The 25,957-nt window shown below is 70.3% G+C and carries 24 protein-coding genes; 7 read left to right on the forward strand and 17 right to left on the reverse strand.

The genetic code is table 11. From position 1 onward, the window contains the following. Positions 1–46: 46 nt before the first annotated feature. The 3 genes from J2S57_RS12220 to J2S57_RS12230 all read right to left on the reverse strand — a co-directional run bounded on the left by J2S57_RS12220 (position 47) and on the right by J2S57_RS12230 (position 5,110). On the reverse strand, positions 47–2,605 hold the full coding sequence (locus J2S57_RS12220; protein ID WP_307241755.1) for a carboxylate--amine ligase/circularly permuted type 2 ATP-grasp protein: 2,559 nt from the start codon (positions 2,603–2,605) through the stop codon (positions 47–49). Positions 2,606–2,764: 159 nt separating this feature from the next. Then, the gene (locus J2S57_RS12225; RefSeq protein ID WP_307241758.1) at positions 2,765–3,760 is read right to left on the reverse strand and encodes an NAD-dependent epimerase/dehydratase family protein; all 996 of its coding nucleotides are present in this window, start codon (positions 3,758–3,760) and stop codon (positions 2,765–2,767) included. 135 nt (positions 3,761–3,895) lie between these two features. Further along, the gene (locus J2S57_RS12230; RefSeq protein ID WP_307241760.1) at positions 3,896–5,110 is read right to left on the reverse strand and encodes a hypothetical protein; all 1,215 of its coding nucleotides are present in this window, start codon (positions 5,108–5,110) and stop codon (positions 3,896–3,898) included. Positions 5,111–5,248: 138 nt separating this feature from the next. Here J2S57_RS12230 and J2S57_RS12235 point away from each other — a divergent pair, with 138 nt between their 5' ends. Continuing rightward, positions 5,249–5,767: a PASTA domain-containing protein gene (locus tag J2S57_RS12235; protein WP_307241763.1), complete on the forward strand. Its 519-nt coding sequence runs from the start codon at positions 5,249–5,251 to the stop codon at positions 5,765–5,767. 42 nt (positions 5,768–5,809) lie between these two features. Here the strand turns inward: J2S57_RS12235 and J2S57_RS12240 are convergent, their stop codons facing one another. From J2S57_RS12240 to J2S57_RS12260, 5 genes are all read right to left on the reverse strand, one after another. Beyond that, complete coding sequence (locus J2S57_RS12240) at positions 5,810–6,448, reverse strand: hypothetical protein (protein WP_307241765.1); 639 nt, start codon at positions 6,446–6,448, stop codon at positions 5,810–5,812. 151 nt (positions 6,449–6,599) lie between these two features. Further along, complete coding sequence (locus tag J2S57_RS12245; RefSeq protein WP_307241768.1) at positions 6,600–7,280, reverse strand: hypothetical protein; 681 nt, start codon at positions 7,278–7,280, stop codon at positions 6,600–6,602. 193 nt (positions 7,281–7,473) lie between these two features. Continuing rightward, positions 7,474–9,186, reverse strand: a complete 1,713-nt coding sequence (locus J2S57_RS12250) for a glycerol-3-phosphate dehydrogenase/oxidase (protein WP_307241771.1) — start codon at positions 9,184–9,186, stop codon at positions 7,474–7,476. Further along, complete coding sequence (glpK, locus tag J2S57_RS12255) at positions 9,183–10,697, reverse strand: glycerol kinase GlpK (protein ID WP_307241773.1); 1,515 nt, start codon at positions 10,695–10,697, stop codon at positions 9,183–9,185. The genes J2S57_RS12250 and glpK (J2S57_RS12255) overlap by 4 nt, the downstream gene beginning before the upstream one ends. A 3-nt stretch (positions 10,698–10,700) precedes the next feature. Beyond that, the gene (locus J2S57_RS12260; RefSeq protein WP_307241775.1) at positions 10,701–11,549 is read right to left on the reverse strand and encodes an MIP/aquaporin family protein; all 849 of its coding nucleotides are present in this window, start codon (positions 11,547–11,549) and stop codon (positions 10,701–10,703) included. A 133-nt stretch (positions 11,550–11,682) separates the two neighbouring features. Between J2S57_RS12260 and J2S57_RS12265 the strand changes: the two genes are divergently transcribed. The 3 genes from J2S57_RS12265 to J2S57_RS12275 are packed head-to-tail and all read left to right on the forward strand — an operon-like array spanning position 11,683 to position 14,883. After that, the gene (locus J2S57_RS12265) at positions 11,683–12,456 is read left to right on the forward strand and encodes an IclR family transcriptional regulator (RefSeq protein ID WP_307241777.1); all 774 of its coding nucleotides are present in this window, start codon (positions 11,683–11,685) and stop codon (positions 12,454–12,456) included. Further along, positions 12,453–13,991 (forward strand): glycerol kinase GlpK, encoded by a 1,539-nt coding sequence (gene glpK / locus J2S57_RS12270; RefSeq protein ID WP_307241779.1) that lies wholly within the window; start codon positions 12,453–12,455, stop codon positions 13,989–13,991. Before J2S57_RS12265 ends, glpK (J2S57_RS12270) begins: the two co-directional genes overlap by 4 nt. Before the next feature lie 10 nt (positions 13,992–14,001). Continuing rightward, positions 14,002–14,883, forward strand: coding sequence for a DMT family transporter (locus tag J2S57_RS12275; protein WP_307241781.1), 882 nt, complete (start codon positions 14,002–14,004; stop codon positions 14,881–14,883). Here J2S57_RS12275 and J2S57_RS12280 read toward each other — a convergent pair. Together J2S57_RS12280 and J2S57_RS12285 are read right to left on the reverse strand one after the other, a co-directional pair. Then, the gene (locus tag J2S57_RS12280) at positions 14,861–15,193 is read right to left on the reverse strand and encodes a YnfA family protein (RefSeq protein ID WP_307241783.1); all 333 of its coding nucleotides are present in this window, start codon (positions 15,191–15,193) and stop codon (positions 14,861–14,863) included. The two genes, J2S57_RS12275 and J2S57_RS12280, sit on opposite strands and share 23 nt — an antisense overlap. A 594-nt stretch (positions 15,194–15,787) precedes the next feature. Beyond that, positions 15,788–16,348, reverse strand: a complete 561-nt coding sequence (locus J2S57_RS12285) for a TetR/AcrR family transcriptional regulator (RefSeq protein WP_307241785.1) — start codon at positions 16,346–16,348, stop codon at positions 15,788–15,790. 82 nt (positions 16,349–16,430) lie between these two features. Here J2S57_RS12285 and J2S57_RS12290 point away from each other — a divergent pair, with 82 nt between their 5' ends. Continuing rightward, complete coding sequence (locus J2S57_RS12290; RefSeq protein WP_307241788.1) at positions 16,431–17,309, forward strand: SDR family oxidoreductase; 879 nt, start codon at positions 16,431–16,433, stop codon at positions 17,307–17,309. Positions 17,310–17,349: 40 nt separating this feature from the next. On the opposite strand, the gene J2S57_RS12295 is transcribed toward J2S57_RS12290, so the two are convergent. Together J2S57_RS12295 and J2S57_RS12300 are read right to left on the reverse strand one after the other, a co-directional pair. Further along, positions 17,350–17,931, reverse strand: coding sequence for an FMN reductase (locus J2S57_RS12295; RefSeq protein ID WP_307241790.1), 582 nt, complete (start codon positions 17,929–17,931; stop codon positions 17,350–17,352). Positions 17,932–17,935: 4 nt separating this feature from the next. Further along, positions 17,936–19,066, reverse strand: a complete 1,131-nt coding sequence (locus tag J2S57_RS12300) for an LLM class flavin-dependent oxidoreductase (RefSeq protein ID WP_307241792.1) — start codon at positions 19,064–19,066, stop codon at positions 17,936–17,938. Between the two features lie 276 nt (positions 19,067–19,342). On the opposite strand from J2S57_RS12300, the gene J2S57_RS12305 reads away from it, so the two are divergent. Further along, a complete protein-coding gene (locus J2S57_RS12305; protein WP_307241794.1) occupies positions 19,343–19,960 on the forward strand; it encodes a hypothetical protein in 618 nt (205 codons plus the stop codon). Positions 19,961–20,036: 76 nt separating this feature from the next. On the opposite strand, the gene J2S57_RS12310 is transcribed toward J2S57_RS12305, so the two are convergent. From J2S57_RS12310 to J2S57_RS12325, 4 genes are all read right to left on the reverse strand, one after another. After that, positions 20,037–20,795 carry an SDR family oxidoreductase gene (locus J2S57_RS12310; protein WP_307241796.1) on the reverse strand — a complete coding sequence of 253 codons (759 nt, stop codon included), beginning with the start codon at positions 20,793–20,795 and terminating at the stop codon, positions 20,037–20,039. Beyond that, positions 20,795–21,976 carry an acyl-CoA dehydrogenase family protein gene (locus tag J2S57_RS12315; RefSeq protein WP_307241798.1) on the reverse strand — a complete coding sequence of 394 codons (1,182 nt, stop codon included), beginning with the start codon at positions 21,974–21,976 and terminating at the stop codon, positions 20,795–20,797. The genes J2S57_RS12310 and J2S57_RS12315 overlap by 1 nt, the downstream gene beginning before the upstream one ends. Before the next feature lie 80 nt (positions 21,977–22,056). Beyond that, the gene (locus J2S57_RS12320) at positions 22,057–22,302 is read right to left on the reverse strand and encodes a DUF1272 domain-containing protein (RefSeq protein ID WP_307241800.1); all 246 of its coding nucleotides are present in this window, start codon (positions 22,300–22,302) and stop codon (positions 22,057–22,059) included. Positions 22,303–22,598: 296 nt separating this feature from the next. Continuing rightward, positions 22,599–23,144, reverse strand: a complete 546-nt coding sequence (locus J2S57_RS12325) for a type 1 glutamine amidotransferase domain-containing protein (RefSeq protein ID WP_307241802.1) — start codon at positions 23,142–23,144, stop codon at positions 22,599–22,601. 88 nt (positions 23,145–23,232) lie between these two features. Between J2S57_RS12325 and J2S57_RS12330 the strand changes: the two genes are divergently transcribed. Beyond that, the gene (locus tag J2S57_RS12330; RefSeq protein ID WP_307241805.1) at positions 23,233–24,384 is read left to right on the forward strand and encodes an NAD(P)/FAD-dependent oxidoreductase; all 1,152 of its coding nucleotides are present in this window, start codon (positions 23,233–23,235) and stop codon (positions 24,382–24,384) included. 123 nt (positions 24,385–24,507) lie between these two features. On the opposite strand, the gene J2S57_RS12335 is transcribed toward J2S57_RS12330, so the two are convergent. Next, positions 24,508–25,875: an FAD-dependent oxidoreductase gene (locus J2S57_RS12335; protein ID WP_307241807.1), complete on the reverse strand. Its 1,368-nt coding sequence runs from the start codon at positions 25,873–25,875 to the stop codon at positions 24,508–24,510. Positions 25,876–25,957 lie beyond the last annotated feature (82 nt).

Below are 25,957 nucleotides of genomic sequence, written 5' to 3' on the forward strand. Positions count from 1 at the left end.
GGTTCCGAGTTGACACGCGGCCCGGGGGTGCGCGCAACCCGAAAGGTCAGCGAAGCAGCCAGGTGTCCTTCGAGCCTCCGCCGCGGGAGCTGTTCACCACCATGCTGCCGGCGGGCGCCACGCGGGTGAGGGCGGTGGGCGCGACGACGAGTTCGGGCGTGCCCGGGTTGAGCACGAACGCGCGCAGGTCGATGTGGTGCGGGGCGAACTCCTGGCCGGTGAAGCACGGCATCGTGGACAGCGACACCATCTCCTGGGCGATCCACCGGTGCGGAGCCGTGAGCAGCTGCTTGCGGTGCGCCTCGATCTCCTGCTCGCTCGCCAGCGGGCCGATCAGCACCCCCTCGCCGCCGTACCCGTCCACCGGCTTCAGCACCAGCTCCTCGAGCCGCCCGAGCACCTCGGCGGCCATCTCCGGCACCCCGCACAGATACGTCTGAACGCTGTCCAGCAGCGGCTTCTCGCCCAGGTAGTACTCGATCATCCGGGGCACGAACGTGTAAACGGCCTTGTCGTCGCCGACCCCGTTGCCCGGCGCGTTGGCCAGCACCACCCGGGCCGCGCCGACCGCCGAGAGCAACGACGGGCCGATCGGGCGTCCGTCGGCCCCGGCCGTGTGCAGCAGGGCCTCCTCGTCCACCCGCAGGTAGAGCACGTCGACGCGGGTGCGCCCGCCCTCACGCAGCAGGTACACGGTGTCGTTCTCGACCAGGAGGTCGCCGATCACGGCCACCGGCACGTCCATCTCGCCGGCCAGCAGGTTGTGCTCGAACCAGGCCGAACCCTCCGGGCCCTCGCTCAGCAGCACGACCTGCGGCGTGTCGGGGGCCGAGGGCAGGGCCGCCGCCTCCAGCGTCTGCTTGAGCAGGGCCGGCACCTGGTCGGGGTCGAGCAGGTCACCCGGCCGGGGCAGGTCGCCCATCACGGCGTTGTTCAGGCGCCGGTTCTGCACCGAGTAGCCCAGGCCGGAGGGCACCCGCAGGTTGTCTTCGAGGATCCGCCACTCACCGGTCGCGGAGTCTTTCACCAGGTCCATCCCGCTGATGTGGGCGCGCACCTTCTGCCGGTGCACCAGCGCCCCGGTGCCGCGCAGCCCGGGGGCGGACTCGACCACCCAGGCCGGCACCACGCCCTCCTTCACGATGGCGCGCTCGCCGTAGACGTCGTGCAGGAACGCGTCGAGCGCGGCCGCCCGCTGCCGCAGGCCGAGCCCCAGCGTCGACCACTCGGCGGCCGGGATCACCCGGGGCACCAGGTCGACCGGGAACAGCCGGGCGCTGGCCCGGCCCGGCACCCCGAAGGTCACGCCGTGCGAACGCTGCTCCTCGTCGCGCCGGCGCTCGCGCTGCCGCAGCCCGGCCGGGCCGAGGTCTTCGAGCACCGAGAAGATGCCGCGGTAGGCCTCGGTCGGGCCCTGGGCCCCGAGCGCCTCGTCGCCGTCGCGGGTGTAGAGCGGAAGAGCGGCCGGATGCCCGGGCTCACCCGGAACGGTCGGCGCGGACTGGTCCGGGTCGGTGCGGCTGACCAGCATGTCGACCACGTCGGCGAAGCGCTCGCGGCGGTCGTAGACGGCGCGCTGCTCGGCTGCGGAGCTGCCGCGCACCAGAGCGCGTTCGGCCAGCTCGCTCACCTGGGTCCAGTCGCCCGCCTCCTCCAGCTGGGGACGCAGGTCGTCGAGCAGGTGGTGCAGGACCTCGGGCGCGGGGAGGGGCCGCGAGGAGTGGGGGAGGTCGAGCAGGTCGCCCTCCAGCCCGGAACGGGCCGCCCGCCACAGCGCTGCGCGCAGCAGCGGGGAGGGCCAGCGGCGGGCCGGTACACCGGCGTCGATCGCGGCGCTCTCCTGCCGCACCATCGCCCGGAACAACCCGGCCAGCAGCACCACGGTGTCGAGGTCGGGGCAGGCGTCGGTGATGCGCAGCTCGAGCGTGGGCAGGTGCGAGGAGGGCCGGACGTCGAAGTAGATCATCCCGGCGTCGCTGATCGTGCCCGACTCGACCAGGTCGGCGATCAGCTGGTCGTGCTCGGCGGCGCTGGTGATCTCGCCGCTCAGGCCGGCGGTGGGCCAGCGTGACCACAGCAGCGAGCGGTTGCTGGCGTAGCCCGAGTCCTCACCGTGCCAGAACGGGGAGCTGGCCGACAGCGCGAGCAGCGCGGGCAGCCGGGGGGTGACCCGCTGTGCGATCTGCACGGCCCGGTCGCGGTCGGTGACCTGCACGTGGACCTGGGCCCCGCAGATCAGCTGCTCGCGCACCAGCGACTGGTACTCGTCGAGCATGTGCTTGTAGCGCTTGCTCGGCGTCACCGACAGCTGCAGCGGGTCGACCAGCGGCACCGTGCCCGCGGCGACGATCCCCAGGCCCATCGGCCGGGCCACCTCCACCAGCGTGCGACGGGTCTCGACGAGCGCTCGGCGCAGGTCGTCGAGGGTGTCGCAGACCGGGGTGTTGCTCTCGACGACGCTGCGCTGCAGCTCGTCGGAGTAGGTCTCGGTGGGGAGGTGCTCCAGCAGCTTCGGGGCCTGGGCGACCAGTTCCCGGGAGAGCAGGTCGACGACGTGGAACTCTTCCTCGACGCCCAAACTGGTCAGTTCACCGGGACCGGTCACGTCTCGTCGCCACCTCGCACAGATCGTTCCGCCGTGACGGACGACGCGGCGGTGGTCGGCGGACGTCCTGGTCGGAGGTCCGTCTCACCGGTCACCCGAGGTTAGGGGGAAAGCGTGACCTGCACATTTCGAGCGAGTTGCGAGGGCTTGTGAGCTCGCTCAGAGCCGGGCCAGGATCTGGGCCTCCTTGGCCGGATCGAGCCCCAGCCGCGGCCGGTCGGAGCGCTGCGGCGCTTCGCCACCGATCGACTGCAACCAGGCCCAGGTGTCGGCGACCGTCTCCCGCACCGGCCGGTTGACGAGCCCGGTGGCCAGGGCCTTCGACGGGTCGCTGAGGTGCATCCCGGCGTGGTCGGGACCCGGCGGGATCCAGACCGGCAGCTCCATCCACGCGGCGACGTCCTCGAGCTGATCGGGGGCGGCCCAGCGCAGCGTCGCCCGCGAACCGGTGACCTCGGCCCCGATCCGCAGGAACTCGCCCATGGTGGTGTGCCCGGGCGGGCTGATCAGGTCGTACGGACCCGAAAGGCCTTGCTCGGCGGCCCCGATCGTCCACGCGGCCAGATCGCGCGCGTCGATGTACTGCAGCGGCAGGTCTTGCGGCCCGGGTGCCAGCACGTCCCCTCCACGCGCCAGACGCCCCAGCCACCAGGGCAGCCGGCCGATGTTCTCCCAGGGCCCGAGGATCAGCCCGGCCCGCGCGTGCACGTGCTCGTCGCCGAACGTCTGCTCGATCGCGATCTCGGCACCGCGTTTGGCCTCGGGGTAGGGCACCTCGGAGCCGTCACGCCCGGCCTCCGGATCGCCCTCGGTCAGGGGCGCGCCCTCGTCGGCCCCGGCCGGGGTGGGGTACTGGTACACCGACCGCGTCGAGACGAAGAGATAGCGCCCCACCTGGCCTTTCAGTGCCCGCACGCTATCGTGCACCACGTACGGCTCGCGGCTCCAGGTGTCGACCACGACGTCCCACGCGCCGCCGCGCAGCGCGTCGAGCCCGCCGGGCTCCCGCCGGTCGCCCCGCAGCGCGGTGACGGCGCCGTCGGCATCGGCGTTGCCGCCCCGGTTCAGCGTGGTCACCTCGTGTCCGCGGCCCAGCGCGTCGAGCACCAGCGCCCGCCCCACGAACTCCGTCCCACCGAGCACCAGAATCCTCATGCCCTCACTCTGGCCGTGAGAACGCCCTGGCGCCAAGCCTTTCTGCGTCGGGAAGAAAACCACCACGAAGGACGCGTCGGGGCACCCGGGTGCTCCGACGCGTCCTTCATGGGTGAGGCAGTTCGAGGACAGGCCCTAGAACGACTCGGCGCGCCGATCGGCGGTGGGGCGCCCCTCGTCGTCCAGTCCAGGAGTGCCTCGCACGATGGCCTCCGGGGTGATCTCCTCACCCGGGACCAGACGGGGACGGGGCAGCACCGGGTCGCGGTGGTCGAGGTGCTCCATCGAGTCCAGTCGCTCGAGCGCGTCCTGGGCGGTGTCGTTGTGCCGCTGCTCGACCGCCCGGTCCGGACGCACCACCAGGGTCGAGGAGCGCATCGTCTCCGGCGCGGGGTCGTCACCGGGCAGCCGCAGGCCGAGGTACGACGACTTGCGCTGGTCGTAGCCGTCCGCGAGCGCGAAACCCTGGTACTGCCAGTCCAGTTCGTCGGCGATGGCGGAGACCAGACCGGCCTCCAGCACCTCCCGGTCGCGCAGGCGGGGCAGGTAGGGCAGTGAGGTGTAGAGCTCCCACAGCTCGCCCAGGCTGATGTGCCCGGCGCGCCAGCGGGTGGTGAGCGGGCCGTCCAGGTCGCCGCGGATGGCGTGGTCGTCGCGGGCCGTGACCAGCTCACCCTCGTCGCGCAGCGAGCGGGCCGCCCGCCCGGCCAGGCTCGGCTCCGCCCCCTCGGCGGTCAGCACCCGCAGCGTCAGCGGCTCGTCCTCGCTCGCCTGAGTCGGCACCAGCAGCCAGAAGTAGGTCTCCAGCAGCTGGGCGTCGATGCTCGCGTCGGACGCGTCCTTCAGCACGGTCGCCTGGGCCGCCGCCTCTTCGGGCAGGCCGAGGGCGTGGGCCATGGTGGCCACGTGCGACCAGGCCAGGTACTCCCGCACGCTGTTCTCCAGCGCCGGGTAGTGGTGGGCGTCGGCGGCCAGCACGACCACCGCGTTGCGGTGCCGCCGGTCGTGCCGCCCCCGCGTCGTGGCCAGCGACAGCGCCTGTTCGGCGGCGGCCGAGGTGACGACCGGTTCGGCCACCGACCCGTGCACGTCGGACGGGTCGTGCCGGTGGCTCGGATGGAGGATCGCGAGTTGCACCTCGGCCTCGTCCGGGAGTCCACTGGTGGTGTCCACGACGTGCACGGCCTCGAAGCCGTCCTGCCCGGTCGTGCAGTGTTGCTCCAGGCGGCGCACGATCTCGGCCTGCAGCCGCTCTGTTTCCAGGTGGTCGGCGAATTCGTGCGCGGCCCGGTCCAGGTCGCTCGCCGGATCGTGCCGGGACTTGCGCGTGAGGTGGGGCAACGGGTTCATCGTGTGCTCCTTCTTCCGGCCGCCGGTGCTCGACGTCTTCGGCGCACTGCTCCAAAAGCTTGAGCCGCTGCCCGGGTTACCGTGGAGGCTGGACGTGTCCGGTTCGCCGGAGTTGCCGGAAGCTGGAGAGGGGACGACATGAGGCCGATTCCGATCACGCTCGCCACCGCTGCCCTCGGCCTGCTCCTGGCCGCCTGTGGAGGAGGGGGCGGGGCGCAGGTGGGCTCGATCGACTCGACCGGCAACCCGCCCGCCGAACCGGCCTCGGCCACCGCGCCGAGCGCCGGCGAGGTCGCCGACAAGCGCGCCCGTGAGCGGGCCGACGACCCGCGCACCGAGGAGGAGCAGCGCCGCGAGGAGGCCCGGGAGGCGGCCGACAAGGTGAAGGAGATCGCCGGTGACATCAAGAAGGGTGTCACGCAGGCCCGTTTCACCATGCCCGACCTGGTGGGCCGCAACCTGCAGGACGCCCAGGACGTGCTGCAGTCGCGCGGCAGCTACCTGCTCGACCAGGTCGACGCCACCAGTCAGAACCGCTTCCAGCTGCTCGACTCCGAGTGGAGGGTCTGCCACCAGTCGCCGAAGGCCGGGCAGCACGTGCTGAAGACCGAGCTGGTGCGGCTCGAGGCGGTCAAGACCGGCGAGAACTGCCCCTGACCCGTGGCCAGGGCGGTGTTGCAGCCGCCCTGGCCCGCGAGATCAGCGGGTGATGCTCGCCGATGTGCGCGCCCCGGTCGTGCCGGTGCCCGCGTACACGGCCCGCCAGGCATGCTTGCTCAGCTTCACCGAGGCCGAGAACGTGCCCGTCTTGGTGGTTTTCACCGTCTTCGCGGTCACCCAGACGCCCTTGCCGTTGCGGTACTGCACCTTCACCGTCTGGCCGGACAGCTTCTGCCACCGGGCCGGGCCGGTGCCGAAGTTGACCCGCTTCAGGGTGCCGGAGACCTTGCGGGTGCCGGATGCCGCCTTCACCGAGAGCGACAGGTTGGTGCCGCGTTTCAGCCGGAAGGAGCTCGAGCAGCTGTCGATCGTGGAACCGTTCTGGCGCTGCACCTTCACCGTGTAGAGCCCGGCGTCCCGGTTCACGAAGCGGGACGGGGTGAAGGTCGCCACCGCGTCGGCCTTGCCCTCGACCCGGTACACGGACAGGTTGATGTCCGTGATCGCGACCGTCCAGTACTTCGCCGAGGGCACGTCGAACGTGACGTTCTTCGAGCGCTCGTAGAGCGTGGCGCTGCCGGGGGTGACCGCGCACGACGCCGCGCTCGCGGAGGGCGCCGACAGCAGGATCGCCAGGGGGACCACGGCGGCGGCCAGGCCCGCCAGCGTCCGTCGCACAAAGGGCTTCATACCCGGAAAGACGGCTGGGTGACGCCGCGCGGTTCACCGTGTCTCCCGCTCGGGAAGGCGGGCCGGCCCGCCCGGGCGAGCCGGCCCTGGGGGCACCGGCCCGGCCCGGAGGGTCAGGAGGACCACCCGGACGTGGAATTCAGCCCGTGACCTCGGAGGAGTAGTCGGCGGAGGAGATGGTGGTGCCCTGGAAGTAGGCGCGCCACTTGCGTTCACCGATCTGCTTGGTGAACGTGAACTTCCCGTTCCTGACCGGCGCCTGCCCGGCGAGCTGCCACTTGCCCCGGGCGTTCACGAACTCGATGTTGACGTCCTGGTCGGAGTACGTCGTCCAGCGGCTGCTCGGGTTCTTGCCCCAGTTGACCCGCTCGAGCGTGCCGGTGACCTTGCGGCCGTACTTGATCTTGCTGACCCTGGTGATCTCGACCCGGGTTCCGCGCTTCAGGCGCCAGGTGCCGATGCACGTGTCGTTCGTGCCGTCGTTGCGGGTGCGCTCGACGGTGCCGGTGTGCCAGCGGGCGTCGGCGTTCTTCAGGAACCTCGGGTCGACCGTGATGCTGCTGCCGTCGCCGTCCACCGAGGTGTCGTAGACGTAGACGCCCACCTCGGGCAGGTCGAAGGTGAAGTAGCGCGCCGAGGGCACGTCGAAGTCGATGGTCTTCGCCTTGGTGACGAACGTGGTGCCTCGCGGACGCACGTCGCAGGTGGGGACCGTCTGTGAGGTCTGGGCCGCCGCAGGGTTCGCGGGCCCGATGAGCCCCAGCGGGGCCAGAGCGGCGGCGGCCACGATGCCGGCCGCGGACTTCCTCAGGGAGAACATCTTTCGAGCGTAGAACTCGGGACGCGGTGGCACGGGGATTCTCGCGTCACCCGTACGGGGGAGGGGATGTGGCTTCCGGCCCCCTGGGACGCACGTTACGCCGCCCCTGCCTCTCTTCTTCGGCGAAATGGTGTTCGCGGCCGCCCCGGGGGTGTTCCGGGACGGCCGCGAAGACGATGACTCGGCTCTGGGATCAGGCCGAGGGGATACCCACCCGCACGTCGGGGGCACCCAGGCGCGCCGCGTCGGCGGTCTGGTCGTCGGGCATCTTCTGCGACTCGATCTCCGCCTCCACGCGCTTGACGTAGTGCTCGATCTCGCGCGCGACCTGCTCGGCGTTCCAGCCGAGCACCGGGGCCACCAGTTCGGCGACCACCGTGGCGGCCTCGACCCCGCGGTCCCGCACCTCGATCGAGAGGCGGGTGCGGCGGGCGAGGATGTCGTCCAGGTGCTGAGCGCCCTCGTGCGAGGCCGCGTACACGATCTCCGCCTTCAGGTACTCGTCACCGCCGGGCAGCGGCTCACCCAGCTCCGGTCGCTCCTCGATCAGGGCGAGCAGCTGGGTGTAGAGGCTGCCGTACCGGTTGAGCAGGTGCTCGAGCACGTGCACCCGCAGCCCGGCCCGCTGGGCGATCGCCTTGCGGTTGTTCCAGGCCGCGAAGTAGCCGTCGGCGCCGATCAGCGGGATCCGCTCGGTGCAGGAGGGAGCGATGGTGCGCTCCAGCCCGTGCACCGCGTTGTCCACGGCGTCCTTGGCCATGACCCGGTAGGTGGTGTACTTCCCGCCCGCGATCACGGTCAGGCCGCGCACCGGGCTGGCCACCGCGTGCTCCCGGGAGAGCGTGCTGGTGGACTCGTCCTCACCGGCCAGCAGAGGCCGCAGGCCGGCGTAGACGCCGACGACGTCCTCGCGGGTCAGCGGGTCGGCCAGCAGGGCGTTGGCGTGGTCGAGCAGGTAGTCGATGTCCGTCTGGCTGGCGGCCGGGTGGGCCCGGTCGAGCGCCCAGTCCGTGTCCGTCGTGCCGATCACCCAGTGACTGCCCCGCGGGATGATGAAGAGCAGGCTCTTCTCGGTGCGGTGGATGATCCCGGTCGCGCTGTTGATCCGGTTGCGCGGGATCACGATGTGCACGCCCTTGGAGGCGCGCACCCGGAACGAACCCCGTCCGCCGACCATCTGCTGGATCTCGTCGGTCCAGACGCCGGCGGCGTTGATCACGTGCTGCGCACGGATCTCGAACTCCTTGCCCGATTCCAGGTCCCGGGCGACGACCCCGACGACCCGGTCGTCCTCACGCAGGAACCGTTCGACCCGGGTGCTGTTGGCGATCGCCGCACCGTAATGAGCCGCCGTGCGGGCGATCATCATGGTGTGACGGGCGTCGTCCACCTGGCCCTCGTAGAACGAGATGGCACCGGTGATCTCCGAGGTCTTGCCGGAGGGGAACGACTCCTTCGCCTTGGCCCGGCGCATGTACCGCATGTGGTGCGGCACGCCCCGGCCCGATCCCATGACGTCGTACACGCCCATGCCCAGGGACACGTAGGCGTGGTCGAACGGCTTGGTCAGCGGGTAGATGAACTCGACCGGGTGCACGAGGTGCGGGGCGAGGGTCTCCAGGTTCAGCGACCGTTCCTTCAGCGCCTCGAAGACGAGGGCGAAGTTGAGCTGCTCGAGGTAGCGCAGGCCACCGTGGAACAGCTTGGTCGACCGGCTGGAGGTGCCCGCCGCGTAGTCCCGCATCTCGACCAGGCCGGTGCTCAGACCCCGGGTGACGGCGTCGAGAGCCGTACCGGCCCCGACCACGCCACCCCCGATCACCAGGACGTCGAGTTCCTCGGCCGCCAGCCGGGCCAGGGCGGCTTCACGCCCCGCCGGGCTGAACGGTTCCTGCGTGCTGGTCATTCGACTTCAACCCATCCTGTCGTCCGGTCCACGGCCTTCTTCCAGCCCGCGTAACCGCTGGTGCGCTCTTCCTCGGACCAGTCCGGGGTCCAGCGCTTCGACTCGTTCCAGTTCTGCCGCAGCTCGTCGGTGTTCTGCCAGAACCCGACGGCCAGGCCGGCCGCGTAAGCAGCACCCAGGGCCGTGGTCTCGGCCACGACGGGCCGGCTGACCGGCACGTCCAGGATGTCCGCCTGCAGCTGCATGCACAGCTCGTTGGCGGTCACGCCGCCGTCCACCTTCAGGACCTCGAGCTTGACCCCGGAGTCCGCCTCCATCGCGTCGGAGACGTCCTTGCTCTGGTAGCAGATCGACTCCAGCGTGGCGCGGGCCAGGTGTGCATTCGTGTTGTACCGCGACATGCCGACGATCGCCCCTCGGGCGTCGCTGCGCCAGTACGGCGCGAAGAGACCGGAGAAGGCGGGCACGAAGTACATGCCGCCGGAGTCCTTGACGCTGCGCGCCAGGGTCTCGATCTCGGAGGCGCCGGAGATGATGCCCAGCTGGTCGCGCAGCCACTGCACGGCCGAGCCGGTGACGGCGATCGACCCTTCGAGCGCGTAGACCGGCGCACTGTCGCCGAACTGGTAGCAGACCGTGGTGAGCAGGCCGTTCTTCGAGCGGACGAGCTCGTTGCCGGTGTTCAGCAGCAGGAAGTTGCCGGTGCCGTAGGTGTTCTTGGCCTCGCCCGGGGCGAAGCAGACCTGGCCCACCATGGCGGCCTGCTGGTCGCCGAGGATGCCGGAGATCGGGATGCCGTGGAACCCGGCCGGGTCCACCACCTCGCCGTACCAGGACGGCTCGGACGACGGGCGGATCTGGGGGAGCATCTGGCGCGGGATGTTGAAGAACCCGAGCAGTTCGTCGTCCCAGTCCAGGGTCTCGAGGTTCATCAGCATGGTGCGGCTGGCGTTGGTCACGTCGGTGACGTGCTTGCCGCCGTTGATGCCGCCGGTCAGGTTCCAGACCAGCCAGCTGTCGGTGTTGCCGAAGATCGCGTCGCCCTTCTCCGCGTCTTCACGCGCGCCGGGGACGTTCTCGAGGATCCACTGGATCTTGCCGGCCGAGAAGTAGGTGGCCGGCGGGATGCCCGCCTTCTGCCGGATCACGTCGCCCTTGCCCTCACGGTCGAGGGCGGAGGCGATGCGGTCGGTGCGGGTGTCCTGCCAGACGATCGCGTTGTAGTACGGGCGGCCGGTCTTCTTGTTCCAGACCACCGTGGTCTCACGCTGGTTGGTGATGCCCAGCGCGGCCAGGTCGGACGGCTGCAGGCCGAGACCGTTGAGCGTGTTGGTCATGACCGACCGCGTGCGCTCCCAGATCTCGATGGGGCTGTGCTCCACCCAGCCGGCCTGGGGCATGATCTGCTCGTGCTCGAGCTGGTGCTTGCCGCGCTCGTTGCCCTCGTGGTCGAACAGCATGAAACGCGTGGACGTGGTGCCCTGGTCGATCGCACCGACGAGATCTGCCATGACTTAAAGCTCCTTTGCTTCGACCGGGGTGTTCGGGGGGAGGAACCGCTGCAGGCCGTACTTGTACAGGCCGCCACCGACGAGACCGCCGATGATCGGGCCGACGATCGGGACCCAGAAGAAGATGTCGCCGTTCTGGTCCTTGAAGGCTCCGCCGTAACCGGTGACGAACGAGGCCAGACGCGGGCCGAAGTCACGGGCCGGGTTGATCGCGTAGCCGTCGAGCGTGCCCCACGCCATGCCGATCGCGACGACCAGGAGGCCCACGAACAGCGGGGTCAGGTTGGCCAGCGGCGGGGAGTTACGGGTGTCGGTGATCGCGAAGACCAGGAAGACCAGGATCGCGGTGCCGATGATCTGGTCGCGCAGGGCGCCGCCCTGGCCGATCGGCAGGGTGCCGTTGCCCGGGAGCGTCGAGAAGATCCCCTGGGTCTTGATCGTGTGACCGGGGTCGACCACGGCGATCAGGTCGGTGTAGTTCCAGCGCACGATCAGCGCGGCGACGAAGGCGCCGGCGGTCTGGGCCAGGGAGTAGGGCAGGACCTTCTTCCAGGCGAAGCCCTGGAAGGCCGCCAGTGCGACCGTCACGGCCGGGTTCAGGTGCGCGCCGCTGATCCGGCCCGCCGCGAAGATGCCCAGCATGACGCCGAAGCCCCAGGCCCAGGTGATGCTGTCGTGGTCACCGATGCCGCCGGCGACCACCTGGGCCACCACGCCGACACCGAAGAGGATCAGGATGAACGTGCCGAAGAACTCGGCCGCCAGCTCGCCGGCCAGGGTGGGGACCCAAGGGCGGGGCGAGGGAAGAGGTGGTTCGGTCGTGCGACCCGTTGCGCTTGCCGTCTTTGGCATGGCGTCACCCTCGATCTGATGAATGTTGCCCCGATGTTTCGGGGTCCTTCGACGCTAGGAAAAGGCCGGCCATGGCAACAACGCCCTCCTGTCGACATTGTCGAACATCCGGTGACCGGTCTACCTTGGCCGGATGCCGGGCTCGATCCAGTCCATCGAGCGTGCCGCCGCGATCCTGCGTCTGCTCGCCGCGGCCCCGAACCCTCTGCGCCTGACCGAGATCTCTTCATCCGTTCAGCTCCCCCGGGGCACGGCCCACGGGATCCTGCGCACGCTGGTCGATGTCGGATTCGTGCACCAGGACCGGGCTTCCGGGCGTTACCTGCTCGGCGCCGGGCTGATCGCGCCGGGCAGTGAGCTCGTCGATCCCAACGAACTGCGGGCCCGGAGCCTGAACTGGGCCGATCCGCTGGCCGCCCGGTCGGGTGAGGCCGTTCGGGTGGTGGTGCCCGACAGCGGTGACGCGCGGGTCGTGCACTACGTCTTCCGGCCCGACCACTCGGCGCAGAAGGCCGATCTGGGCGCGCTGCTGCCGGGCCACGCCACCGCGCTGGGCAAGGTGCTGCTGGCCTTCCACCCGCCGGCGGTGCAGAGCCTGACCGACGCCCGGCTCACCTTCTACACCGGGCGTACCCAGATCACCCGCTCCGGGCTGACGGCCGAGCTGAACAAGATCCGGCGTCAGGGCTGGGCGGTGGAGCGGGGTGAGCACCAGATGGACGTGGCGGGGCTGGCGGCCCCGCTGACCGGGCTGGGTGGACTGGTGGTGGGGGCGATCGGCATCCACGGTGGGGTCGACCGGCTCCTCGACCCCACCGGTGTGCCCCGGCCCCGCCTTCTCGCCCTGGTGCAGGAGTGCGCCCGGGCCATCGGCCGCGAACTGACGACCCCGAGGACACAGGCGTGAAGCCCCGTTTCGTGATGGCGATCGACCAGGGCACGACGAGCACCCGGTCGATCCTGTTCGACCACAGTGGCCAGCTGGTCGCCGTGTCGCAGCGTGAGCACCACCAGTTCTTCCCGAAACCGGGCTGGCTGGAACATGATCCGGCCGAGATCTGGCGCAACGTGGAGAAGGTGGTGAAGCGGGTCCTGGACGACGTCGGGGCCACCGCCGCCGACATCGCCGCGGTCGGTATCGCCAATCAGCGCGAGACGATTGTGATCTGGGAGCGGGACACCGGTAACCCGGTGCGGCGGGCCATCGTCTGGCAGGACACCCGCACCGACGCGATGGTCGAGGAGCTCGCCCACCGGCCTGGCGCACAGCAGATCCCGCAGCTCAGCGGCCTGCCGCTGTCCTCGTACTTCAGTGCCCCGAAACTGCGCTGGATGCTCGACGAGACGCCCGGCCTGCGCGAACGGGCCGAGCGCGGCGAGGTGCTGTTCGGCACGATGGAGTCGTGGCTGATCTGGAACCTCACCGGTGGTGTGCACGTCACCGACGTGACCAACGCCAGCCGCACCCTGCTGATGAACATCCGCACCCTGCAGTGGGATCCGCACCTGCTGGAGTTCTTCGGGGTCCCGGCCGCGATCCTGCCGGAGATCCGCGGTTCGCTGGAGATCTACGGCACCGGGCACGGACCGCTCGAGAACGTGCCGATCGCCGCCGCGCTGGGGGACCAGCAGGCCGCCCTCTTCGGGCAGACCTGCTTCAGTGCCGGTGAGGCCAAATGCACCTACGGCACGGGCAGTTTCCTGTTGCTGAACACCGGCACCGAGCTGGTCGCGTCCACCCACGGGCTGCTCACCACCGTGGCCTACCAGGTGGCGGGCGAGCCGGCGCACTACGCGCTGGAGGGCTCGATCGCGATCACCGGCTCGCTGGTGCAGTGGTTCCGCGACAACCTCGGCCTGATCACCAGCGCGGCCGAGATCGAGACCCTGGCGCGAACGGTCGACGACAACGGCGGCTGCTACATCGTCCCCGCGTTCTACGGTCTGTTCGCTCCGCACTGGCGGCCCGAGGCCCGGGGCGTCATCGCGGGCCTGACCAGCTACATCACCAAGGGGCACCTGGCCCGGGCGGTGCTGGAGTCGACCGGCTGGCAGACCCGCGAGGTGCTCGACGCGATGAACGCCGACTCCTCGCTGGCCCTGCGCGCGCTCAAGGTCGACGGCGGGATGACCTCCGACAACCTGCTGATGCAGTTCGTCGCCGACGTGCTCGACGTGCCGGTGGTGCGCCCGATGGTGGCGGAGACGGTCTCGCTGGGCGCCGGGTACGCGGCCGGTCTGGCCGTGGGCTACTGGTCCGACCTGGAGGGGCTGCGCCGCAACTGGCACCTGGCCGCGGAGTGGCTGCCCGACATGGCGCCCGAGCGGCGGGAGTCGGAGTTCCGGAACTGGACCTACGCCGTGCAGCTGACGCTCGACTGGACCAGCAAGGTGGGGCCCCGGCCCGGTCCCTCCGGCCCGATCACCGAGGCCAGGCCTTAGATTAGGACGAGTGAACGCTCCGGCCATCCTGGTCGCCTTCCTCGACGCCATCGCCTTCGGCGCATCGACCGCCCTGATGCACCACAGCGCTTCGCGCGCGCCCGAGGGGCCGGGCGGTCTGCGTGGTCTGGTGCTGCTGCTGAGGCATCTCGCCACTCAGCCCAAATGGCTCGCCGGGATCGCCGCCAGTCTCGGCGGTCTGGGCCTGCACTCGGTCGCCCTGGCCCTCGGGTCGCTGGCCGTGGTGCAGCCGATCGTGGTCACCGGCCTGGTCTTCGCCTTCGTGTTCCGGGCCGTGCTCGACCGCCGCTGGCCCCAGCCCCGGGTCATGATCTGGGTCAGTGTGGTGGCGGCCGGGATCGCGGTCTTCCTGGTCGGGGCACACAGCAGCGAGAGCTCGGCCGACTTCAGCACCCGCTCCGCCCTGGTCTTCGTCGCGATCGCCGGGGTCGCGGCGGCGGCCACCTGGTGGCTCGCGACCAAGGTGCCCACCGCCCGGGCCGGCCTGCTGATGGGCGTCGCGGGCGGCCTGATCTTCGGGATGATCGCCTCGATGATCAAGGTGGTGACCTCGTCGGGCAGCGTCTGGGAGGCTCTCACCACCTGGCCGATCTACGCGCTGGCGGGCCTGGGCGCGGCCGGGTTCCTGAGCAACCAGTACGCCTACAACCGGGCGCCGCTGTCGCACTCGCTGCCGGTGCTGAACGTGGTCAACCCGGTCATCGCCGTCACCTTCGGCGTGCTGGTCTTCAGCGAGGCCCCCAGCTCGAACCCGGCTCTGCTCACCCTCGAACTGGTCGGCCTGGTCACGGTGCTGACCGGGGTGGCCTTCCTCGCCCGTGAGGAGACCGGTGAGAAGACCGAGGAACCTATGACCGCGGCGCGTACATGATCACCGAGACGCCGGCCAGGCAGATCGCGGCACCGATCAGGTCGAACCGGTCGGGGCGGTAACCGTCGAGCAGGGCGCCCCACGCCAGTGATCCGACGATGAAGATGCCTCCGTAGGCCGCCAGGATGCGGCCGAACTCGGCATCGGGTTGCAGCGTGGCCACGGCCCCGTAGAGCCCCAGCGCCACCACCCCGGCGCCGACCCAGAGCACGCCCTTGTTCTCGCGCAGCCCCTGCCAGACCAGCCAGGCACCGCCGATCTCGGCGACGGCGGCGAGCACGAACAGCAACAGGGAACGCGTGACGGTCACCCGGGCAAACTAGGGCCGGTTCGCCGATCGAGCGAAGTTGGCCCACCTGAACCAAGGCGGCGGCCTCCGTGACCGGCCTCCGTGACCGGCCTCCGTGACCGGCCTCCGTGACCGGCCTCCGTGACCGGCTCCCGTGACCGGCTCCCGTGACCGGCCTCCTCGATGGCGACGGTCCCGCCCGCGCGAACGTCGGGCGTGCTGCCGGCGCTGCTCGAGGCACAGGCCCCCGCGAGGATCCCCGGCCAGGGGCAGGCGGCTGAGGACCGGGAAAGGAATCGCGCTGCTTTCGATTATCGATAATCGAAAGCAGCGCGATTCTCGGGAGTGAGCCTCTGGCCTCGTGAGGAGCCCTGCCTCGTGAGGAGCCCTGCCTCGGGAGTGAGCCTCTGGACGTGCGAGGATCCTGGCCTCGCGAGAAGCCCTGCCGCGCGAGAAGCCCTGCCGCGCGAGAAGCCCTGCCGCGCGAGAAGCCCTGGCCTCGCGAGAAGCCCTGCCGCGCGAGAAGCCCTGCCGCGCGAGAAGCCCTGCCGCGCGAGAAGCCCCGCCTCGCGAGAAGCCCCGCCTCGCGAGGAAGCCCTGCCTCGCGAGCACCCCCTAGAGCCGCCCCGCCGCCTCCCGCAGCTCGTCCAGAGCCGACCGCGTCAGTTCCGTCAGCGAACCTGCGTCCCCCCGTTGCCACCGCGCGAACCCCTCGTGAAGTGCGCGTCCCCCCAGATCAGCGGCCAGCCCCGCCGTGGCCGGCGCCACCCCCCGCTCGAGCAGCCCCTCCTCCAGGGCCTGGGTCAGCGCGGCCTGCTTGAAGGCCGACCGCTCCAGCAGATCCGCGTGCGAGCGGACCACCGCCTCCAGCCGGGCACTGGGCTCCCGGCGTTCCTCCGGGAACGTCGAGGCCACCGCCAGCACCGCCGAGCACACCGCCTCGAACGCCGACCCCTCCGCCCCCACCACGGTTTCGCGCATCTCCAGCTCGAACTGGGCCTGCCCGGCGAACAGCACCTCGCGCTTGTCGGTGAAGTGCCGGAAGAAGGTCATCTTGGAGACGCCGGCGAGCGCGGCGATCTGGGCCACCGTCGTCGCCTCGTAGCCGTCCCGGGCGAACAGTTCCACCGCCGCGTCCACCAGTCGTACCCGGGTGCCGGGTTCCCATCGAGCCATGCCCCTCAGCCTAAGTGATGTGACCGAGTCACATGAAGAGTGCTAGCTTGATGTTACTCAGTCACATCAATGAGGAGCTGTCATGCGCGTATTCGTCACCGGCGCCAGTGGTCACATCGGATCCTGCGTCGTGCCCGAACTGGTCGCCGCCGGGCACGAGGTCACCGGCCTGGCCCGTTCCGACGCCTCCGAGAAGAAGGTGCGGGAGCTCGGCGCCGACGTGCGCCGCGGGTCGCTCGACGATCTCGACGTCCTGGGTGAGGGCTCCCGGGCCGCGGATGCCGTGATCCACCTGGGGTTCAGCAACGAGCTCATGATGAGCGGCGACTTCGCCGGGGCCGTGGCCAAGGACCTGGCGCACGTCTCGGCCCTGGGCGACGCACTCGTCGGCACCGGAAAAGCCTTGTTCGGCATCGGGATGCAGCGCACCGGTGACGCGGCGTACAACGCCACGATCGACGCCAACCCGCGCTCGCAGGTCACCCGGCTGATCGTCGACTACGCGGGGAAGGGCGTGCGGGCGGCCACCTTCGCCGTTCCGCCGGTCACCCACAGCGACCTCGACCGGCACGGGTTCATCCCGCTGATGATCCAGATCGCTCGGCGGACGGGGGTTTCCGGTTACCCGGGAGGCGGCACCAACACCTGGCCCGCCGCCCACACCCGTGACGTGGCCACGCTGTTCCGGCTGGCGCTGGAGAAGGCCCCGGCCGGTGCGCAGCTGTACGCGGCCACCGAGGCCGGGGTGTCGCTGAAGGACATCGCCGAGGTGATCGGCCGCAAGCTCGGCATCCCGGTCCGGAGCATCCCGGACGAGCAGGTCGCCGAGCACTTCGCCGGGTTCCCGTTCGTGCGCATCGACTTCCGGATGCCGAACGACGAGACCCGGGCCCTGCTCGGCTGGGACCCGGCCCACCCGGGGCTGCTCGAAGACCTCGAGCAGGGGCACTATTTCGGCTGAGCCGTCAGCGGGGGCCCGGTCAGGGGCCCCCGCCGCGGAACTACTTCTTGAGCATCTCCGCGAACGGCACGAAGTCCTCGAACGGGTCCTTGGCCTTCGGCGCCGCGGAAACCCCGGCCATCAGGGCCGTCAGCTGCGCACCGGCCCGCCGCACTCGCCCGGCCAGCTCACTGTCGCCGGACGACGCCCAGTCCTCGCTCGCCGCGTAGACCGCGGTGGGCACGACGACCGCCTTCAGGTAGCTGAACAGCGGCCGCACCGCGTGTTCCAGTGCCAGCGAGTGCCGGGCCGAACCCCCGGTCGCGGCGATCAGCACCGGCTTGCCCTCGAGCACCCCGGGGTCGAGCAGGTCGAAGAACGACTTGAACAACCCGCTGTATGAGGCGCTGAAGATGGGCGTGACGGCGATCAGGCCGTCCGCGGCCACCACCTGAGCAAGCACGGAACCCAGTGCCGGAGAAGGAAAACCGGTCAGCAGATGGTTCGTGATGTCCTGCGCGAGGTCACGCAGCTCCACCACGGTGACATCCGCACCGGTCACGGCCTGAGAAAGCTTGTCCGCGAGCAACCGCGTGGACGACGGCTGACTCAGACCCGCGCTGATCACCACGACCGAGGTCATGACGTCACTCCCCTGAAGAGACGGACGCGAGCTCAGACGCGTCCTCAATGGTGTTCTGGCCAGAAGCCACAGAAGCAGCCAGCCGCGCCGCGTGCGTCGGCGCGTCGGGCGTACCCGGCGCCCGGCGCGAGGCGAACTCCGCACGCAGCGTCGGCAGGATCTCGCCGAGCTGGTCGAGCTGCTCCAGCACCGTCTTCAGCGGCAGGCCCGCATGGTCGATGAGGAACAGCTGACGCTGGTAGTCGCCCACGTACTCGCGGAAGCTCAGCGTGCGGTCGATGACCTGCTGCGGGCTCCCGACCGTGAGCGGCGTGTGCTGGCTGAAGTCCTCCAGCGAGGGCCCGTGCCCGTAGACCGGCGCGTTGTCGAAGTACGGGCGGAACTCCTTGACCGCGTCCTGCGACTTCTTGCGCATGAAGAACTGACCGCCCAGACCGACGATCGCCTGCTCAGGCGTGCCGTGGCCGTAGTGCGAGAAGCGCTGGCGGTAGAACTTCACCATCCGGGCGGTGTGCTCGGCCGGCCAGAAGATGTGGTTGTGCAGGAATCCGTCGCCGTAGTAGGCCGCCTGCTCGGCGATCTCGGGGCTGCGGATCGAGCCGTGCCACACGAACGGCGGGATGCCGTCGAGCGGGCGCGGCGTCGCGGTGAAGCCCTTGAGCGGCGTGCGGAACTTGCCCTCCCAGTCCACCACGTCTTCCGTCCACAGCCGGCGCAGCAACGCGTAGTTCTCGAGCGCCAGGTCGATGCCGTTGCGGATGTCCTGACCGAACCAGGGGTAGACCGGGCCGGTGTTGCCGCGGCCCATCACCAGGTCGACACGGCCGTCCGCGAGCTGCTGAAGCATCGCGTAGTCCTCGGCGATCTTCACCGGGTCGTTCGTGGTGATCAGCGTGGTCGACGTGGAGAGGATGATCTTCTCGGTCGTCGCCGCGATGTAACCGAGCAGGGTCGTGGGGGACGAGGGCACGAAGGGCGGGTTGTGGTGCTCACCCGTCGCGAAGACGTCCAGGCCCACCTCCTCGGCCTTCTGGGCGATGCTCACCATCGCCTTGATCCGCTCGCGTTCGGTCGGCTCGACGCCCGTCGTCGGGTCCGGCGTCACGTCGCCGACCGTGAAAACTCCGAACTGCATCACGAACTCCCTGCTCAGCTGGATGTCACCGGTTCTGGCGACATCCTCTCGAATAGATCGTTGCTTGAGCAACTACTTAGGGGGTGCTGTCATTCCCGCGACCCGCCCGGCGTGGCCCGGGCGCGTCGGCGCGGTCTTGGGTAGCGTTCCCGCCCGTGCCCAGAGCCGGTCACCTTCCCCATCCGGCCGGCCGGGTGAACGGAACGGACGGACGTACACATGGTGAACAGGAATCGAGTGCGGAACTCTGATGAAGGCACCAGTAGTTACACAGACATGAAGGAGTCACGTGCGGCCTGGATCGTGCGCCGTGCCCGCCTGATCGACATCCCCGCCGTCTCGCGCATGCTGCGCTCGCCGGAGCTGGCCGACTGGCCGCTGCCGGGCGGGGTCTCCGACGACGACCTCACCTCGGCCACCCGGCTGATGCTCACGCACGTCGGGCTCGAGCACGGCGAGTTCTGGGTCGCCGACGAGGGCGGCCGGGTGCGCGCCGCGGTGGTGCTGCTGCCGCCGATGGTGCCCACCGGCGCCGGAGACCTCGAGGGCGCCCTCAAGCTGGAGCTCGGGCTCGCTCCGGGGCTGCGCGACAGCACCGACCTGGCCGAGCTGGCCGAGGCCATCGGCGCCCCCACGATGCACTGGCTGCTCATGCCGCTGCACCTCCGGGGCGACGACGAGGTGCTCGGCGCATTGCTCGAGGCCGCGTTGCCCGCGGTCGACGAGACCGGGATGCCGGTGATGTGCCTCGAGCAGGGGGTGCCGGCCGGCCCGATCCGGGCGGCGGGCTTCGAGCCGCTGGCGGTGCCGGCCGACGTGGCCGTCACCGCGTCGCTGCGGCCGGGCGTTCAGGCTCCCGACGACGCCGAGGCGTTGCTCGCGGTCAGTCTTTAGTTTCCGATGGCGGACGCGCCGGTCGGCGACCGTACGACGGTCGCCGACCGGCGCGTCCCCCGTTCTCGAAGACGGTTCAGCGCGGAGGCATCCGGATCGCGCCATCCATGCGCACGGTTTCGCCGTTGATGTAGTCGTGGTCGACGAGCATCAGCGCGAGCTTGGCGTACTCGTCGGGCCGGGCCAGGCGCCGCGGGAACGGCACGGCCGCCGCCAGCCCTTCCAGGTACTCCTCCGTGACGCCCGCCAGCATCGGCGTCTCGACCGTGCCCGGCGCGATCGTGTTCACCCGGATGCCGTACTGGGCCAGGTCACGCGCCGCGGGCAGACAGAGCCCGACCACGCCACCCTTCGACGACGAGTAGGCCGCCTGCCCGACCTGCCCCTCGAACGCCGCCACCGACGCGGTGTTGATGATGACGCCCCGCGCCCCGGTCTCGTCGGGCTCGGTCTGCGCGATCCGCTCGGCCGCGTAGGTCAGCACCGTGAACGTGCCGATCAGGTTGACCTGCACCACCTTGGTGTAGAGCCCGATGTCGTGCCGGCCCTTCTTGCCCAGAATGCGCGCCGCCGAGCCGATTCCGGCGCAGTTGACCACCGTGCGCAGGGGGATGCCGATGGTGGACGCGGTGGTCACCGCGGCCTCGACGGCATCCGGATCGGTCACGTCGACCTCCAGGTACCGCACGCCCTCGACCTCCGGCGCCTTCTCCAGGCTGGTGCCCAGATCGAGGCCGAAGACCGTGGCCCCGGCCGCGGCCAGCGCCGTGGCCGTGGCGTGCCCCAGTCCGGACGCCGCGCCCGTGACGATCGCCGCGGTGTCGGTGATCTGCATCAGGATCCTTTCGCTGTTCGGATCGTGCCCCTGCCGTCTTTCGGATCGGCGAGGGCCCGCCCGATCACCATCCGCTGGATCTGGTTGGTGCCCTCGAAGATCTGCATCACCTTCGCCTCGCGCATGAAGCGCTCCAGCGGGAAGTCGCGGGTGTAGCCGACGCCGCCCAGCACCTGCACGGCGTCGGTGGTGACCCGCATGGCGTTGTCGGTGGCCACCAGCTTGGCGATCGCGGCCTGCTTGGAGAACGGCAGGCCGAGGTCTCGGCGCCGGGCCGCGGCCAGGTAGGTCTGTCGCGAGACCTCCACCGCCGCCGCCATGTCGGCCAGCAGGAAGCTCAGCCCCTGATGCTCGATCACCGGCCTCCCGAAGGCCTCGCGCTCGCGGGCGTAGTCGACGGCGGCGTCGAGGGCGGCCTGGGCCAGCCCGGTGGCGACCGCCGCGATGCCGAGACGACCCGAGTCCAGGCCCTTCAGGGCGATTTTCAGGCCCTGGCCCTCGTCGCCCAGGCGCTGTTCGGCCGGGACGCGCACGTCGGTGAACCGCATCGACGTGGTGTGCGAGGCGGTGAGCCCCATCTTGCGCTCGGGCGGATCCGACTCCAGGCCAGGCGTTTCCGCGGGCACCAGGAAGCAGGAGATGCCGTTCCGGTCGTCGGAGGTGCGGGCCATCACGGTGTAGAAGTCGGCCTGGCCGCCGTGGGTGGTCCAGGCCTTGACGCCGTTGAGGACGTAGTCGCCCTGGTCCCTGACGGCGCGGGTGCGCATCGCCGCCGGGTCGGAACCGGCGTGCGGCTCGGAAAGGCAGTAGGCGCCCAGCAACTCGCCGCTGAGCTGGTGCGGCAGCCAGGTGGCCCGCTGTTCCGGTGTGCCGAACTCGGCCAGGGCGAAGCACGACAGGGCGTGCACGCTGACGCCCACGCCGACACCGGCCCAGACGCCCGCGATCTCCTCCAGCACCTGGAGGTAGACCTCGTAGGGCTGGTCGCCGCCGCCGTGCTCCTCCGGGTAGGGGAGGCCCAGCAGGCCGGCCCGGCCCAGGAGACGGAAGGTCTCACGGGGAAAGGTCTCGTCGGCCTCGTGCTGCGTGACCAGCGGGGCGAGCTCGCGCTGGGCGATCTGCCGGGTCAGGGTGACGAGGTCGGCCGCCTCGGCGGTCGGCAGGACACGATCGGCGGGCACCCGTCCCTCCTCACTGAGCGGCGAGGATCAGTATGCCGCGTCGGTGAGGGGTTCGGGAGTGCTTGAGCGGATCTTCGTCGTCAGCTGGCCTTCTGCAGTTCGCCACTGCCGACGCGCTCGGTGGACGCCGGGAACTCGGCGAGCTTCTCCGGGGTGCGGATCGGGCGGCTCACGAGGTTGCCACCGTCGGTCGAACACGCATTGTCAGGGAGGGAGGCCGCGCAGTCGGTGCACCGGGTGCACTCGAAGGAGCAGATCCAGGCATCGGGAGAGTCCGCCGGGAGGTCTCGGTCACACGATTCGCAGTTAGGCCGCAGCTCAAGCATGATCGGACGCTAACACGCTCCATTGCAGCGATTTTCGACTGCGATGACCTTCTCTTTACGTAGTCCCGTGATCACTGCGTGGTTTCGGGCCAATCGGGTCAGATCGGCGTGCGCGGAACACTCTTCGTGAAGACGGCCTTGCGGTCGGTGGCGGCCGGAACGGAAAGATTTTTGAAGTTACTTTCGGTAGTTTCGGCTCCGGAGGGTGAACGGACGCCCGTTCTGCGGCTTTCGGGGGTTACCTCCGGCATCGGGGTGGTCACGGCGCCAACCGCGACCACCCTCCTGGCCGGCCGTCAGAAGGCGCTGCCCAGGGCCTTCGAGAAGGCCGGCAGGTCGTCCGGGTTGCGGCTGGTGATCAGCGGCCCGGGACCCTTCAGGTCGACCACGACCTCCTGGTCCACCCACTCGGCTCCGGCGTTGCGCAGGTCGGTCTGCAGGCTCGGCCACGACGTGACGGTGCGGCCGCGCACGGCGTCGGCCTCCACGAGCGTCCAGGGGGCGTGGCAGATGGCCGCGACCGGCTTACCGGCGTCCACGAAGGACTTCACGAAGGCGACGGCCTCCCGGTTCGTGCGCAGGGCGTCCGGATTGGCCACACCGCCCGGGAGCACCAGGCCGTCGTAGTCCGCGGCGTCCGCCTGGCTCACCGGCAGGTCCGCGTCGAAGGTGTCGCCCTTGTCCAGGTGATTGAAGCCCTGCACCGTCTTGCTGTCGCTGCCCACGATCAGGACCGGTTGCCCGCCGTCCTTCTTCACCGCCTCCCAGGGGTCGGTCAGCTCGACCTGCTCGACTCCCTCGTCCGCGACCAGGAAGGCGATCTTCTTGCCGTTGACAGACACGTGGTTGCTCCTTACCTCGAAGTCACTCCCTCGAGACTGGCGCCGGGCGGTCGGTTGCGCAGGCTGAGATGCGCGCGAGGATGGCGGCATGACTGACGAGGTGGTGGACCTTCTCGTGATCGGCGGTGGCCCCGCGGGGCTGTCGGCCGTGCGTGCCTACCGGGAGGAGGGCGGCAAGGGCCGGGTCATGCTGGTCTCGGCGGATCCGGACTCGCCCTACGACCGTCCACCCCTGTCGAAGGACTTCCTGCGGGGCGACGCCTCCGAAGACGACCTGGGCCTGCTCGAAGACGGTGAGCTGTCCCGCCTCGAGGTCACCTGGGCCCGCGACCGGGTGACGGCCGTGGACGTGGCCGCGCGCCACGTCGGCACCCGTGAAGGGGCCGGATTCACCTATCGGACACTGGTTCTCGCGACCGGTGCGAACCCTCTGCCGTTGCCCGTGCCCGGCGGCGATGACGCCTCGGTGCTGCGCCTGCGCACGCTGGCGGACTCGAAACGGCTGCGCGAAGCGGTGGGTTCCGCCCGCACCGTCGCCGTGATCGGTTCCGGCTTCATCGGCTGTGAGGCCGCGTCGTCACTGCGCCGGCTCGGGCTCGAGGTCGTCCAGATCACCAATGAGGACGCACCGCAGGAGAAACGGCTCGGCGCCGAGGCCGGTGCGCGCATCGCCGGCTGGCTGGAGGCCGACGGCGTGCGCCTGATCACCGGTGCCACCGTCACCGCGATCGAGGGCGGCACCGTGCGGCTGCGGGACGGTGACGACGTCACGGCCGACGTGGTGCTCACCGCGGTCGGTGTGCAGCCCGCCTCCCAGCTGGCCGCCGAGGCCGGGCTGAGCCTGCACGAGGGCCGCGTCGTGGTCGACGCGCACATGCGTACCTCGGCCGACGGGGTGCTGGCCGCGGGTGACGTGGTGCACGCCTTCAACACCGCTGCCGGGCGCGCACTCTCGGTCGAGCACTGGTTCGACGCCGAGACCATGGGCAAGATCGCCGGGCGCACGGCGGCCGGGGTCGACGACGCGGAATGGTCCGACCCGCCCGGGTTCTGGAGCCAGATCGGCGACCGCTGGCTGAAGTACGCCGCCTGGGGCGACGGTTACGCCCAGGCCCGGTTCGAGGCCGGGGCCGGTGACGCGTTCACCGTCTGGTACCACGACGAGAACGGCGCGGTGGTGGGCGCTCTCACCTACGAGGCGGACGAGAACTACGACAAGGCGTTCTCACTGCTCGGCTGACCCCTCACCAAGGTTCGGCTGCGGCGTCGGTGACCGCGTCGTCCACCGTTGAGATGCCCTCGAACAGAAGAAGAGCCCCGGCGCCAACCCGCCGGGGCCCTTCTCGCTCGGGGAGAGCGGGTCTCAGTCGGTCAGCACCTTGCTGATCCGGACCATGTCCTCGCGCTCGACCACCTTGACGCGCTCGCGGCTCTCGGCCTCACCGAGGCCGACCTCGTGCGCGTCCAGGAGGCTCCAGCCGTCCCAGGTGGTGTAGTCGACGCCGTGCAGCTCCAGGTGGGCCAGGATGTCCACGCCCTGCGGGGCCGGGGCGTCGGGTGAGACCTCCTTGAGAATGTGCTGCACGGTCTCGCTGGCGTCGCTCTTGGTGTGGCCGATCAGGCCGACCGGGCCGCGCTTGATCCAGCCGGTGCAGTAGACGCCCTCGACCTGGGTGCCGTTCTCGTCGAGCACCCGGCCGCCGTCGTTGCTGATGACGTGACGGTCGTTGTCGAACGGGATGCCCGGCAGCGAGGAACTGCGGTAGCCGACGGCGCGGTACACGGCCTGCACCGGCCAGTCGGTGAACTGGCCTGTGCCGCGGACGTTTCCGTCGCCGGTGAGCTCCATGTGCTCGGTGCGCAGGCCGGTGACCTTGCCGTCGTCGCCGGTGATCTCCACCGGCGCCTCCAGGAAGTGCAGGTGCAGACGGTGGATCTTGCCCGTCGCGTCCTTGCCGACCCAGGCGTTCAGGGTCTTCATGACCTGCTTGACGTGCCGGTCCTCGGTGGCGAGACGCATGCTGGCCTCGTCGAACTCGAAACCCTCGGGGTGCACGAGCACGTCGACGTTGGGGGAGTGGGCCAGCTCGCGCAGCTCCAGCGGGGAGAACTTGACCTGCACCGGGCCGCGGCGCGCGAACACGTGCACGTCGGTGGCCTGATTCTGCGCCAGGCCTTCGAACACGTTCGGCGGGATCTCGGTGACGAGCATTTCGTCGGCGGTCTTCGACAGCACGCGGGCGACGTCGAGCGCCACGTTGCCGGCGCCGAGCACGGCCACGCTCTTGGCTGTCAGCGGCCAGGTGCGGGGGACGTCGGGGTGACCGTCGTACCAGGAGACGAAGTCGGCGGCGCCGTAGCTGCCGTCGAGGTCGACGCCCGGGATGTCGAGGTCGCGGTCGGCGATGGCGCCGGTCGCGAAGATGACCGCGTCGTAGTGGGCGCGCAGGTCATCGAGGGTGAGGTCGGTGCCGTAGTTGACGTTGCCGATGAAGCGGATGTTGTCGTGGTCGAGCACCCGGCGCAGGGCCTTGATGATCTCCTTGATGCGCGGGTGGTCGGGGGCCACGCCGTAGCGGACCAGACCGTACGGAGCGGGAAGCCGCTCGAGGACGTCGATCTCGACCGGGACCTCGGACTTGGTCAGGATGTCTGCGGCATAGATGCCAGCGGGGCCCGCGCCGATCACCCCGATACGCAGCGGACGGGGGGATGTGGTCTCTTCAGTCATGGTTAGGTCAGCCTAACCTCGGCCGCACCCGGCCTGGCAACATGAATCCGGTCACGTGATTCGTGTCCGGCGTGTAACACGC

The organism is Kineosporia succinea (assembly GCF_030811555.1).
Taxonomy (GTDB): domain Bacteria; phylum Actinomycetota; class Actinomycetes; order Actinomycetales; family Kineosporiaceae; genus Kineosporia; species Kineosporia succinea.

What these genes read in the sequence shown, in the direction of transcription:
- J2S57_RS12225 (WP_307241758.1), bottom strand. Translation starts at nt 3,760, where the DNA reads ATGAGGATTCTGGTGCTCGGTGGGACGGAGTTCGTGGGGCGGGCGCTG.
- J2S57_RS12230 (WP_307241760.1), bottom strand. Translation starts at nt 5,110, where the DNA reads ATGAACCCGTTGCCCCACCTCACGCGCAAGTCCCGGCACGATCCGGCG.
- J2S57_RS12235 (WP_307241763.1), top strand. Translation starts at nt 5,249, where the DNA reads ATGAGGCCGATTCCGATCACGCTCGCCACCGCTGCCCTCGGCCTGCTC.
- J2S57_RS12245 (WP_307241768.1), bottom strand. Translation starts at nt 7,280, where the DNA reads ATGTTCTCCCTGAGGAAGTCCGCGGCCGGCATCGTGGCCGCCGCCGCT.
- J2S57_RS12250 (WP_307241771.1), bottom strand. Translation starts at nt 9,186, where the DNA reads ATGACCAGCACGCAGGAACCGTTCAGCCCGGCGGGGCGTGAAGCCGCC.
- glpK (WP_307241773.1), bottom strand. Translation starts at nt 10,697, where the DNA reads ATGGCAGATCTCGTCGGTGCGATCGACCAGGGCACCACGTCCACGCGT.
- J2S57_RS12260 (WP_307241775.1), bottom strand. Translation starts at nt 11,549, where the DNA reads ATGCCAAAGACGGCAAGCGCAACGGGTCGCACGACCGAACCACCTCTT.
- J2S57_RS12265 (WP_307241777.1), top strand. Translation starts at nt 11,683, where the DNA reads ATGCCGGGCTCGATCCAGTCCATCGAGCGTGCCGCCGCGATCCTGCGT.
- J2S57_RS12285 (WP_307241785.1), bottom strand. Translation starts at nt 16,348, where the DNA reads ATGGCTCGATGGGAACCCGGCACCCGGGTACGACTGGTGGACGCGGCG.
- J2S57_RS12290 (WP_307241788.1), top strand. Translation starts at nt 16,431, where the DNA reads ATGCGCGTATTCGTCACCGGCGCCAGTGGTCACATCGGATCCTGCGTC.
- J2S57_RS12295 (WP_307241790.1), bottom strand. Translation starts at nt 17,931, where the DNA reads ATGACCTCGGTCGTGGTGATCAGCGCGGGTCTGAGTCAGCCGTCGTCC.
- J2S57_RS12300 (WP_307241792.1), bottom strand. Translation starts at nt 19,066, where the DNA reads ATGCAGTTCGGAGTTTTCACGGTCGGCGACGTGACGCCGGACCCGACG.
- J2S57_RS12305 (WP_307241794.1), top strand. Translation starts at nt 19,343, where the DNA reads ATGAAGGAGTCACGTGCGGCCTGGATCGTGCGCCGTGCCCGCCTGATC.
- J2S57_RS12310 (WP_307241796.1), bottom strand. Translation starts at nt 20,795, where the DNA reads ATGCAGATCACCGACACCGCGGCGATCGTCACGGGCGCGGCGTCCGGA.
- J2S57_RS12320 (WP_307241800.1), bottom strand. Translation starts at nt 22,302, where the DNA reads ATGCTTGAGCTGCGGCCTAACTGCGAATCGTGTGACCGAGACCTCCCG.
- J2S57_RS12330 (WP_307241805.1), top strand. Translation starts at nt 23,233, where the DNA reads ATGACTGACGAGGTGGTGGACCTTCTCGTGATCGGCGGTGGCCCCGCG.
- J2S57_RS12335 (WP_307241807.1), bottom strand. Translation starts at nt 25,875, where the DNA reads ATGACTGAAGAGACCACATCCCCCCGTCCGCTGCGTATCGGGGTGATC.